Source organism: Virgibacillus sp. LDC1 (assembly GCF_025792345.1).
In the GTDB taxonomy this organism is placed as follows: domain Bacteria; phylum Bacillota; class Bacilli; order Paenibacillales; family Paenibacillaceae; genus Paenibacillus_AQ; species Paenibacillus_AQ lautus.
Map to the genome: position 1 here is coordinate 62,659 of NZ_JAOXLZ010000009.1, position 12,100 is coordinate 74,758.

Below are 12,100 nucleotides of genomic sequence, written 5' to 3' on the forward strand. Positions count from 1 at the left end.
CTTAATCGTTACCCAATGTTTCTCTGATGAGCTTAGCCCTGTACATGTCGCGTTCGGAAGGAGTCATACCCTCTCCATAGGTCTTCTGCAGAAAGCCCGGCTGCGTCTTCACATTCAGTTCATTCATGACCGGGATTTCCGGGCCTTCCAGAAGGCCGAGATCCACACCAAGCCGAACATCCGACAATCGCTGGGCCGCTTCCTTCGAATCCATCACCGCTGCATAGGACAGTATGCCATAGGAGCGCATCACCCGATCCGTAATACGGAGCTTGGATTCACCCAAGAGCCGGGCTCTGGCATTCTTCTCATGCTCGATGATTTGCAAGGCGACGCTGTGAAGATTCTCAATGATCTCGGACTCAGTTTGACCGAGCGTAATCTGATTCGAGATTTGAAACAGGTTGCCTAACGCTTCGCTGCCTTCACCGTAAATCCCTCTTACGGTCAAGCCTACCTGCGATACAGCCGAGAGAATCCGGTTAATCTGCTGTGTCATAACAAGAGCGGGCAGATGCATCATGACCGATGCGCGAAGGCCGGTGCCGACATTCGTCGGACAACTCGTAAGATATCCTCGTTTGTCATCAAACGCATAATCGATCTCGGATTCAAAAACGTCATCCAGCGCCGTCGCACGTGCCCATGCCTCACGAACCTGAAATCCGGGATATAAACACTGTATGCGCAGGTGATCCTCTTCATTGATCATAATGCTGACGGATTCATCTTCAGTAAGGATGACGGCACCGTTTCGGGACTCATTCGCCAGATTGGGGCTGATCAGATGCTTCTCAACAAGAACCTTCTTATCCAGCTCATCAATCTCACTTAATTTAATTACATGTAAATCCCCGAAATCCTGCAAATCGTCCTTATTCTTCAGCACATTCGTCAGGCGCTCTAGCACTTCTCCCGACTGCTGATCCGTTGCCAGCAGCGGGAAAGGAAGATGCTGCAGATTGCGCGCCACCCTGACACGGGTGCTGATGACAATGTCGGAATCCTGACCGTTCCCGCGCATCCACTCGCTCAGCGCCGAATCGGTAAACCGGAGATTAGACATCACGCATTCCTCCTACTAAAGTGCAAAATCTTACCATCTTATCCCTGAGCCATATTTCGCTCCAGCTCACGGATTTGGTCCCGGATCTCGGCAGCCGTTTCAAACTCTTCCTGCACGATCCGAATTTGAAGCTCCTTCTTAAGCTCATCAATCTGGCGTTTGATCTGAATACGGCCACCCGTACGCTTCGGCACTTTGCCGACATGGGAAGTCCCCCCATGGACTCGCTTAAACAATGGATCCAATCGATCCGAGAAATATTTATAACACGAGCTGCAGCCGAACCGGCCAAGCTTGCTGAACTGGGAATACGTCATACCGCATTCTTCGCATTGCAGCGTCTGGGCCGTTTTTGCACCGGGGCTCTGGCCCTTGCCTGAAGGATCGAGATCCAGAAGACCTGACAGCAAACTGTGTATAGAAAAACCATTCGACGTGCCGGGGATCAATTCCCCTTTTTCACGGGCACAGGTTTCACAAAAATGAAACTCCGTTTTCTCCCCGTTCACAATTTTGGTGAAATGAAGTGTCGCCGGCCGTTTACCGCATTCTTGGCATAACATAATCCGATGCCCCCTTACACAGACTCACTTACCTAATAAAGAAATAAGCATCGCCTTCATAATCCTTGCACGCAGCTCATCCCGATAAGGAAGCTTCACATTGAGGCACTCCCTTGAAATGGCGGCTCGCATCAGGCTGGCCTCCCGCTTTGTTAAAAACCGGGATTCCTCCAGCTGGTAAATCAATCCTTCAGCCACCGTCTGGTCAATCATGCTGCCAATGGTATGATGAAGATGCTGCTGGAGTGCAGTATGCTGGGGAAGCTCGATACGCTGGATGCGTATGTACCCGCCCCCGCCGCGCTTGCTCTCGACAAGAAAGCCCTTCTCCAGCGTGAACCGTGTACTGATCACGTAGTTAATCTGGGAAGGAACACAAGAAAATTGCTCTGCCAGATCGTTCCGTTGAATTTCAACGGTACCCTCCGGACTTTCCTGCAGTATGCTCTTCAGGTATTGTTCGATAATATCAGAGATATTACGCATTGGTCTGTTCATCCTCCACTGTTTGAAACGTTAAGACGGATAGTGATCTTACACGTCCGCACAGAGCCTTGCATATACGTTAATTTTAACCACAATCAAAATCGGCGAACCCTCTCGTTGACTTTGACTTTCTTTGACTTTGATATCATTATAGCACATTTTTTCATTTTGCCAAGAGGGTTCTTCTCAAATGTTCGCGCTTTGCATTTATTCTTATTGTACCCAGTTCTTTGATCGCTTATAGCCTCTTTCCGAAGAACAATTCATATAAGGCAACAAAAAAAAGAAGCAGTCTCCATGCCGGGTGAATACCGGTTCGAGGCCACTTCTCCATATCATGCTCTTGTATAGTCTAAACCCTTAGGCATCATAACTGATCAAGTAGTGCTGTAACTCCGTATTGTAATAGCCGATGCTGTATTCAATGATGCTGCCTGTCCCGTCATAAGAGGATCTGAGCCGCTTCAGTAACGGCGAGCCTATGCTTACTTCAAGCAAGGAGGCAATCTCTTCATTGGCCACGGTCGCCAGGAAACGGTCGCGGAAATTCTCAAGCGTAATTTGACTTTCCTCGATGCGGTCATAGAGAGACGGTAGTTCGGTGGAACCGAACTCTTCACCCATATCCACTTGGGATGACACGTAGTGGGTGTAGTAAATAAAAGGGCTCCCGTCCAGTAAATACAATCGTTCAATAAGCAGGCACCGCTCCCCGAATTTTAAGAACAATTCGCTATCCGGCTCATTAAGCACCCATTCCGTCTTCAGGTGACGCTTCCGAATCTGGTGTCCTTCTTCGACCAGAATCTCGGTAAACAGCTTGCCTTTGGAAAGCTTGGAGAAGGACGTGTTCCGGGTCACAATCGTTCCTACCCCGCTCCGCTTCTCTACATATCCTTCCTGGTACAGCTCCTGGATCGCATTGCGGACCGTCATTTTGCTAACGTTAAATTCCTGTTCCAGCTGCGGCTCGGAAGGAATATGGGAGCCAAGTGGATATTCCCCATGCAGAATCCGATCTTTTATGATCTTCTTGATTTGCAAGTATAACGGACCGTTCTTCCGCGTGATCGACATGCTTCCTCCTACCTTTCCACGTCAGACATGTGATGACTCATTGCCTGAAGCACTTCGCGTTCGTTCGCCGTCGGCGTATCCCCTGTAACGGTATGGGCAAGCATCGCCGCAGCTGCGGCAAAATCAACCGTCCGATTCGGTTCAAATCCCTCCGAGATCCCATGAATCACCCCGCTGGCGTAGGCATCACCCGCGCCGATACGGTCATGGACGGAGAACGTCAAGGTTTTGGAAAAATGAAACGCTCCATCCGTGTAAAGATAGCCTTGCAGGGAATGGGTGTTATCCCCGTTGATCTTGCGGTGGGTACCCGACGCAACCGTAATATTATACTTCGCTGCCACCTTCGGAATCAACTCCTGCAGCTGTTCATTGCGATCCTCACGGGTCGTCTCCATGCCAAGGATATAGATAGCATCCTTCTCATTCATAAAGACGACATCCGCAAGTGACAGCATTTCCTCATAGTGCGGCTTGGCAAACTCGTAGCGGTCCATGCCCCATAAAGAGGGACGATAATTGCAATCGAACACAACGGTTCCCCCGTTAGCCTTAACTTCACGAGCCAGCGTCTTCATTTGGCCCCGTACCGTGTCGTTCATGGAAAGGGTTATGCCGCAAAAATGGATCATGTCCGTCTTTTCGGCAATCCCACCGAAATCGTACATGGCATCCTCTGCCGTATTAAAGCTGCTGCCCAGTCGGTCCGTATAAGTTACACGTCCGGGTCTTACGCCAAAGCCATTCTCCAGAAAGTACATGCCGACATATTTGCCTCCGCGGCTAATGAGCGAAGTGTCGATGCCAAGCTTGCGCAGGTAGGAAATCGCTGCTTCGCCAAGCGGGTTATCCGGCAGCGTGCTGACCAGATAGCCGTTATGACCGAACCTTGCCACAGCCGAGGCGATGTTTACACCCGTGCCGGAGAAGGAGTAATTCAGATGGCTCTCTTGAGCCAAGGAAGCATATCCCGGTACTTGAAGACGCATCATCACTTCGCCATATGCGGCAATCGTCTTAGGCATAGTGATCAACCAGCGCTTTTAGCTTGCGGTGCAGCTCTTGAACATCGCTAATGATCGTATCTCCGCTTGCCGAGTCGATAATCGAGGAGTACACGTGCGGGATGACCTGCTGCACTCCCGCTTCGAATGCGATGCGCACGATGGCTTCAAAATTCTCTTTATCAATCCCGCCTGTTGGTTCAAGCGCAAATCCTTCCTCCGCACATGCCTTCGCTACCGCGCGGTATTCATCCTCCAGCTTCAAGCCCTGCATCGGGAAGTACTTCAGTGCATTACCGCCCATGTCGCGCACAAGCGCAATGGCCGCTTTTACAGGTACGATGGCTTTGTCCGACCCGGCAGCACTCATCGGTCCGGTTGAGATATTCACGTAGCCCACTTGACCCGAAGGAGACACAAGGCTGTTAATCCAGCTTTCTTTGCCATCCAGATTGGCACGTGTAGCACCGACCGCCGGGAACACCTGATTGATATGCGTGCCTGGGTAGCTTTTCACAATCTCGGCTACCACCGCAGCTTGACGGTTATCGCCGGCACCCAATCCGATCGATACCGCATCCTCGATAACGGCGCCGTATTCCTTCATTGCAATAACGGCCTCTTGCGCGTTCGGGTAATTTTTGGACAATACGCCGACCAGCACATGCCCTTCCGAAGCTTCAAAAATGTCCTTCGCATTCTGAATGCTGCCTGCAAGTACGTTCAGTGCCGCGCGATTTCTGTAAAGACGTTTCTCCATATTTGCCATCTTAGTTTCCCCCTGCAATCTGTTGTATTCTTGTAATAATGACTTGCAAATCATCCCCGGAAAGCGAGCGAGGATCGATATCGAAATATCCCTGACGTACGCCGTAATCCCGGGTGTATACAGCAATATCGCCTTCGCGAAGCTGATCGTTCATAGCCTTGGCACTGATCCCCGCCGTATTTTCATCGACTTTCACTCGCCCTCGGAAGATCGCTCTTCCCGCTTCGTCCTGAACGATGCTGACCTCAATGCCCGTCAATTTGGATAGAGCCTTCATTTCCTCCAGCGCTGCTTTCTCCTGTTCACTCTTATCTTCCTTCACCATATACTCGTCCAGCGCCTGGAGCAATCCAAACGTCGTTTCCTTGCCGACCTTCATGCTGCGCCCAATACCATGCAGCTGCGCTTTCACCCACTCCACATATTGACGTTTGCCGCCGACAATGCCGGAGGTTGGGCCTTCAATTGCCTTGGATCCGCTGTATATGGCCAGGTCCCCGTATTTCACATATTTCTGAATATCCTCTTCGGCAGCAGCATCGACGATCAGCGGAAGTCCATGTGCCTGGGCCACTTCTGCCGCTTCTTCCACCGAAATCATATTTTTCTGTACGCAGTGATGGGATTTCACGTACAAAATGGCGGCTGTACGCTCATTAATCGCATCCGCGATATGCTCCTTACGCCCTTCGTTGGCGTACCCTACCTCTACGACCTTGCCGCCTCCAAGATAAACCATCGTTTCAACGGGGGCCCCATACTGAACATTATGTCCCTTAAACATGATAATCTCGTTCTTCGCGATCGGCTCCTGGTGCAATCGGTCACTGCGCCTGCGATTGCCTTCGGTGACGATTCCAGCCACGGAAAGAGCGATACCGCTGGAGGCAGAATTGACAACGACCGCAGCCTCGGAACCGAGGATGCGTGCCATGTAATCACCCGCTTTATCTACCAGATCCGCAATTTCCACGTAACTCTGCCCACCGATCCGCATCGCTTCCATGACGGTATCTGTCGGTGCCGACACGCCAAGAATACTCATGCGCCCGCTGGCATTTACCACGCGTTTCAACCCGTATTTAGCATGTAATGAATGATCCATTGACTACCACTCCTCTAGGTTCGATATATCGATCAGCGATTCGGGTCTCCCCTTCGGAATCCGTTAAACTCATAGCACCCTGCCGCAGGGCAAACAACGTCAGGTGAGCGGCATCGCCGACTTCAATTCGGCCAAGCTCCGGACGGCGCAACCATCCTGCTGCATGGTCCGTTACCGCTGAGATCACCTCCTGCAAGCTGTACCCCAAATACAGGAACTTCGTCATGACATTAGCCAGGCTGTACACCGGGCCATTGATGCGATTTCCGCGATAAATATCGGTGCTGATCGTGTCAGGTTTAATCCCTTGGACTTTCGCATACTCCGCTACCAAGAACGAAAAGCTTGCTGTTCCATGACCCACATCCAGATGAACGCCGCGAGCTATCGCTTCCACCAGGGCAGGGATCGGCTTCCCGTCCGAATCAAATAAATTGTTGGCTTTCCCGTTCAAATAATGAGTGATAATGTCGTCCTTCTGAAGCAGCTCCAATACTTCCTTAATCGGCGGTGGCCCTGACCCGATATGTACCATCAGCGGCAGTGACGTTTTCCCGGACAATTTTCTTGCGAGTCGAAGCGGTTCTACCCCATTATCCTTGACTACGCTTTTGCTGATTCTGGCCTTGAGTCCAATGATCAAATCCGGATACGTGCATACCGCCTTTGTTGCCTTCTCGGCATCGATCCATTCCAGACTGGATAACTCGTCAACCCGCTGCAGACCGATATGGGAAATATTCAAAAAAGCAAACACATTCGTCTTGGCCCTTGCAACCTCGGCTGCCAATTCTCCAATCGTATCCGCGCCGCAGCTCCCTGCGTCGATAATGGTGGCAACCCCTTGCTTAACGCCGATCTCGTCGATGGCATCTCCGTAGGGCTCCAGCTTGGCGACCGCATGGACGTGCATATCGATCCAGCCGCTGGACACGTATAATCCCGTACCATCGAAACTGTTGGCACCGTGTGCCGGGTTCGCATTCGCATCCGTTATTTCGGTTATAAATCCGTTCTCCATGACAATGTCAAAAGGTTTATCATCATGCACCGTCTTTACATTGCGTATAATAAAACGCTGTTCCAATATCTTCATAGCTTCACTCCTTCAGCCTTGCCGTACCAGCCTTGGATCCTCTTATCCGTCGGTTTACATTGTGTAATGAGTATCGTGGTTATAGCATAGCACAGAACGTGCGTTACGTGAATATAACGTTATAATGTTTAAAATACATTTCCGTATTTTATCCTCATCTTACATGATGTAAGGAAGGGTTCCACTCTCGCGGAGTACGGGTACGGTTATGCTTCTAGTTCTGTTTTACCCGTGTATCTCCTTCCAAACGCAAAAAAACTGCCCTAGGATAGGCAGTTTCTTTGTTCGTTCTATAGCTTAGACCTTATTCATTCGTCTTACCGATTTCCAATCATCTCTTTTGGTTAAACCTCAACCTTGCGGTCAATGAGGTACACCGTTGCATACAAGATCAAGGCGGCCAATACCACTTCAAAAGCAAGTGCCCCCCATGCTAATGTATATTGCACTGTCGATACCGTAATGTCCGCTTCTTTCTCGTAAAATGAAATGCTGGCCATAGGTCCGACCCACGCTGCCTCTTCTCCGAAAAGGACTTGGCTAAGCCAGCCAAGAACGTATTGCAATACGAAGAACACCAGAATGCCGATCCAGGTACTGCCCTTCTTCGTGATGCTGCTGGCCACGGTAATTGCAAAAAATATCGCAATCATCAAATAGATGAATTTCCATACCATCAGCAAGGCAAGCCCGACATAATACGAAACGGGAACATCCGCGAGATTGATATTTCCCCATATGCCCGCCGAGCTCCAGTAGTACCATAAATGCACAGCCATCAATATGCCAAGTACCAGCAAGCTTACACATGCCAGTATAAGTGATGAAGCAACATTCCACACGGAACGTACGGGGAGTAAACGCCGGTGATATGCCTTTATGTTATAGCCGAAGTTCTTGCCAGCGACCACCAGCAGCAGGACGCCCACAGAGCCGTACGCCAGCATGCTTAAACCAAACATAACGCCAAGCTCCCAGTCTCTGATCGAGCCTGTCACCGTGATCGCAATCTGCACGATGAGTAGAATCGCGAAAGCGCCGAGCAGCGTAGTCGAATTTCTCTTCCAGTCGTATTTCAACAGTCTCATCATTCCGCATACACCTCTTTAAACATCTCATCCACACTTTTTCCGTGTCTTAGGCGGATGTTCTCCACTTCCTCATGCATGACAATTTCGCCGCCCTGAATAAAGATCACTTCATCAAATATCCGTTCGATATCCCGGACCAGATGGGTCGAAATGATAATGCTGCTGTCCTCGTTATAGAATTCAACGATCGCGTCCAAAATTTTCCCCCGGGCTACCGGATCCACTCCGCCAATCGGTTCATCCAGCATATACAGCTGGGCTTCACGGGACAAGGCCAGTGATAACTGCAGGCGCTCATTCATTCCTTTGGACAAGGAACTGATGCGATCATGGGTCTTTAAATTCATGAATTCCAGCATGTTGCGGGCCTTCTCCACATTAAAGTCCTCATAAAAATCCTTAAAAAATGCCACCGCATCGGATACCTTCATCCAGGATTCCGTCACGGCTCGGTCCGGCATAAAAGAAACGACGGCTTTGGTTTCCAGGCCAACCGGTTTGCCATTCACGTAAACGCCGCCCGTTGTCGGCTGGATCAACCCAGCCGCAATCTTCATGAGTGTACTCTTTCCGCTGCCGTTGGTGCCCAGCAAGCCAATGATTTTTCCACCGTTGATATCCAGATTGACATCATGTAACGCTCTGCGGCCACCGGCATACGTTTTGGTCACGTTCCTTACCTGTAACAGATTCTCCACCGTGATTTCACCTCCACTATGGATCATGGCTGCTTCACAGCATCTTCCACGATCGATATGATATCCTGATCTTTAAAGCCAAGCTCCTGCATGCCGCGGATAAAGCGTTCCAGCAGATCTCCAGCCATTTCTTTTTTGATTTCCATAATTTTGGGTTCCTCGCTTGTCACGTATCGGCCCAATCCCCGCCGCGTCTCCACAATACCCTCACGCTCCAATTCCTGAAAAGTTCGCTGCACCGTGTTTGGATTTATTTGAAGCTCACTCGCTAATTCTCGAACCGATGGGATTTTATCACCGGGCTGCAGTTTACCGATGATGATTTCTTTCTTTAAATACGTCATGATCTGTAAATAGATCGGCAGATTATTGTCGAATTCTATACTCACTGTGGGGTTGCTCCTTTCCGCCGCTCTACCTCGAACTCAGGTCCCTTATGCGACATCCCGTTTTTTAAACGTAACAAAGCCTATCGCAAGAAACAAGAGGAGATATACAGCGAGCATCATCATTGAGAATGTTAAACTCATGCCTGGAATCGGGGAGCCTGCGCCTCCGCTGTACATGGAAAGATCCACGTTTAGGAACAGCAGGTATTTAGACCAGGAATAACGCGCAAGCAGCTGTACCACCATACTTTCCATAATGACCATGAACATGCCGATGCCGATTGCAGGACCGGTAGAGCTCGTTAGAATGCCTACCATAAAGGTTAGCGTTACATAAACGATCGTATACACCAGATTGTTCACTGCTCCAATGAGCACATCGCCAAGCGTAACGGAGCCGACATCAATACCGAACGTAATTTGACCCGTCAGCACGGCTACAGCAAACATGAAGGCCACTAGTGTTAAGATGTAAATCAATACGGCAACGTATTTCGATGCCAAAATCTTGGTGCGGCTCTGTGCACGTATAAGCAGCAATTTGATCGTTCCCATGCTGTGCTCCTTCGCTACGGCTCCGGCCGTCACGACAATGGCAAGCAGGGTCAGCACTTGCCCCATTCCCTTGGTTGTTACTGCTATCTCGGCAAATTCATAACCGGTACTGCCCCCACCGGAAAACTTATAGAGCAAGAACGCCGTGAAGATCACCATTCCGGCCAAAAGCGCATATGGCAGGAAAAAGCTACGTTTCTTAAACATTTTGAGCCATTCATTCCAGACGAGATTTCCAAAGCTACGCAATGCGGTTGCCTCCTGTCCATTTTAAGAACTCTTCTTCAAGTGACGATTTGATCTCTTCCACCCGGTAAATCCGTACCCGTGCATCACACAGTGTTTGGATCAACGCAGGAATGTCTTCTTCTTGAAGTTGAAGGGTGATGATTCCCTCCTCCATTTGGGTGTTGAGCAATGTGATGTCTTTCAGATGCCTAGTGGTCTGTTCAGCCATGGCCACGTCATTCACGCGGAAGCTTACCGTGGTTAACTCTTCATTAATAACCGTACCTCCGATAGAACGCTCGGTTACGAGTTTACCTTCCTGGATAACGACCACACGGCTGCACATCAGCTCCATCTCCGACAGCAGGTGACTGGATACGAGAATGGCAATTCCTTCATCTTTGGCGATTTGCTTCAAGTAATCCCGCATCTCACGGATACCGGCTGGATCCAGGCCATTCGTCGGCTCGTCAAGAATGAGGATGGACGGATTATGCAGCAAGGCCTGCGCTATTCCAAGCCGTTGGCGCATCCCTAAGGAATACGCGCGCACCTTCTTGTGAATGGCATCCTGGAGTCCAACAAGCTTGACAACCTCCATGATTCTGGTGATGGTCACTCCCTCGGACATCCGCTGATACTGTCTCAGGTTGTCATAACCGCTCATGTACGGGTAAAATTCCGGGTTCTCGATAATGCCCCCGATATGGCGAACGGCTTGAACGAAGTCCTTCTTGATACTGTGTCCTTTCACCTGTACATCGCCATGGGTCATTTCGATCAACCCTACAATCATCCGAATGGTCGTTGTTTTGCCCGCGCCGTTCGGTCCAAGCAAACCAACGATTTCACCGCGATGAATGTCAAAGGATAGCCCGTCAACGATATTCTTCTTTCCAATCGTTTTGGTGACTTGTTCAACGGTAAGAACGACTGGACCATTATTAGACTTCTTATCCGAAGAGCTTGAAGATTGTATCTTATCCTGTAAGTCGGTTGAGGCGTTCTCTATATTGGTTGTTGCTTCATTTGAACCGTTCTCATTCATGCTTTGCTCCCACTCCTTATTGTATCGGTGTCATAGTTAAATAGTACACTAGTGTTTTGGTTCTGTAAAGCCTAATTTTTATTGAAAGCTCGTTTGATATCCAACGTTATGATGAGCTGGAGGATAAGACCACATCGATGAAGCCTGGCGAGGAGATTGTGATGGGGTTTATCCGCCACAGTGAACCTATCAGCGTTCCACTTGCAGTGCTGCCTTATGAACAGAGGCATGTTAGGAACCTTGTTGTAGCATAAGTCATGAAGTATATAGGGTTGGCAACTATCCATGAGTGCCCGGACACACCACTGCTCGCAGAGATAACGGAGTGCGCATGATGTACAAAGAGGGATATAAGGCAATATAAAGGTCACAAAGGAAAATATCGCTCATGATTTTATTGTTGGTTCCTGAAACAAAAAACAAAAAAGACGATCTCGGCGGGATCGTCTTTTTAAGTATTGAATCTGTTGTTCGAAGAATGCGGCATATTCCAATCATACAGCTTAATAGCTGGTACCTAACTTAGCGCCTGCGTGGAGTAGAACCATCGCTGATCAAGGGGCAACATAATAAGTTACCTCCATATAGGAAAAGGCCGCTATCGATTGCTCGATAACGGCCTTTATGGTTGTTCGCTTGGCGACGTCCTACTCTCCCGGGACCCTTCGGTCCAAGTACCATCGGCGCTGGAAGGCTTAACGGTCGTGTTCGGTATGGGTACGCGTGGAACCCTTCCGCTATCGCCACCAAACGGCTTCAGATGCTTGATCACCTGAAAACTAGATACGAAACGAATTTGCAGCACTTTGAAATATGTTGGATAAGCCCTCGACCGATTAGTATTGGTCAGCTCCATGCATTGCTGCACTTCCACCTCCAACCTATCTACCTCGTCGTCTTCAAGGGGTCTTACTAGTTGGGAAAT

Annotated in this window: 13 protein-coding genes and 2 rRNA genes; all 15 read right to left on the reverse strand. The window is 49.5% G+C overall.

Annotated features, from left to right (window positions below; genetic code table 11):
- Position 1: 1 nt before the first annotated feature.
- Positions 2-1,066 (reverse strand): protein-arginine kinase McsB, encoded by a 1,065-nt coding sequence (gene mcsB, locus OHJ21_RS32135; protein WP_100541567.1) that lies wholly within the window; start codon positions 1,064-1,066, stop codon positions 2-4.
- Positions 1,067-1,104: 38 nt separating this feature from the next.
- Positions 1,105-1,629 carry a protein-arginine kinase activator protein McsA gene (gene mcsA / locus OHJ21_RS32140; protein WP_100541568.1) on the reverse strand — a complete coding sequence of 175 codons (525 nt, stop codon included), beginning with the start codon at positions 1,627-1,629 and terminating at the stop codon, positions 1,105-1,107.
- A 24-nt stretch (positions 1,630-1,653) separates the two neighbouring features.
- Positions 1,654-2,115 (reverse strand): CtsR family transcriptional regulator, encoded by a 462-nt coding sequence (locus OHJ21_RS32145; RefSeq protein ID WP_071221042.1) that lies wholly within the window; start codon positions 2,113-2,115, stop codon positions 1,654-1,656.
- 360 nt (positions 2,116-2,475) lie between these two features.
- A complete protein-coding gene (locus OHJ21_RS32150; protein ID WP_486022335.1) occupies positions 2,476-3,192 on the reverse strand; it encodes a GntR family transcriptional regulator in 717 nt (238 codons plus the stop codon).
- A gap of 8 nt (positions 3,193-3,200) precedes the next feature.
- Positions 3,201-4,217: a sugar kinase gene (locus OHJ21_RS32155; RefSeq protein WP_486022336.1), complete on the reverse strand. Its 1,017-nt coding sequence runs from the start codon at positions 4,215-4,217 to the stop codon at positions 3,201-3,203.
- Positions 4,210-4,965, reverse strand: a complete 756-nt coding sequence (dagF, locus tag OHJ21_RS32160) for a 2-dehydro-3-deoxy-phosphogluconate aldolase (RefSeq protein WP_486022338.1) — start codon at positions 4,963-4,965, stop codon at positions 4,210-4,212. Before dagF ends, OHJ21_RS32155 begins: the two co-directional genes overlap by 8 nt.
- 1 nt (position 4,966) lies before the next feature.
- Complete coding sequence (locus OHJ21_RS32165; protein WP_486022340.1) at positions 4,967-6,070, reverse strand: DgaE family pyridoxal phosphate-dependent ammonia lyase; 1,104 nt, start codon at positions 6,068-6,070, stop codon at positions 4,967-4,969.
- Positions 6,048-7,157, reverse strand: a complete 1,110-nt coding sequence (locus OHJ21_RS32170; protein WP_207797559.1) for an amidohydrolase/deacetylase family metallohydrolase — start codon at positions 7,155-7,157, stop codon at positions 6,048-6,050. Before OHJ21_RS32170 ends, OHJ21_RS32165 begins: the two co-directional genes overlap by 23 nt.
- A gap of 353 nt (positions 7,158-7,510) precedes the next feature.
- Entirely contained in the window at positions 7,511-8,257 is a 747-nt protein-coding gene (locus OHJ21_RS32175) for a hypothetical protein (protein ID WP_100541574.1), read from the reverse strand.
- Positions 8,254-8,982, reverse strand: a complete 729-nt coding sequence (locus OHJ21_RS32180; protein WP_486022342.1) for an ABC transporter ATP-binding protein — start codon at positions 8,980-8,982, stop codon at positions 8,254-8,256. Before OHJ21_RS32180 ends, OHJ21_RS32175 begins: the two co-directional genes overlap by 4 nt.
- Positions 8,979-9,344: a GntR family transcriptional regulator gene (locus OHJ21_RS32185; protein WP_100541576.1), complete on the reverse strand. Its 366-nt coding sequence runs from the start codon at positions 9,342-9,344 to the stop codon at positions 8,979-8,981. The genes OHJ21_RS32180 and OHJ21_RS32185 overlap by 4 nt, the downstream gene beginning before the upstream one ends.
- A 45-nt stretch (positions 9,345-9,389) precedes the next feature.
- Positions 9,390-10,148 carry an ABC transporter permease gene (locus OHJ21_RS32190; protein WP_486022345.1) on the reverse strand — a complete coding sequence of 253 codons (759 nt, stop codon included), beginning with the start codon at positions 10,146-10,148 and terminating at the stop codon, positions 9,390-9,392.
- Complete coding sequence (locus OHJ21_RS32195; RefSeq protein WP_486022346.1) at positions 10,141-11,175, reverse strand: ABC transporter ATP-binding protein; 1,035 nt, start codon at positions 11,173-11,175, stop codon at positions 10,141-10,143. Before OHJ21_RS32195 ends, OHJ21_RS32190 begins: the two co-directional genes overlap by 8 nt.
- A gap of 634 nt (positions 11,176-11,809) precedes the next feature.
- Positions 11,810-11,926 (reverse strand): 5S ribosomal RNA (rrf, locus tag OHJ21_RS32200).
- 65 nt (positions 11,927-11,991) lie between these two features.
- Positions 11,992-12,100: ribosomal RNA gene (locus tag OHJ21_RS32205) — 23S ribosomal RNA — on the reverse strand; the annotation flags it as partial.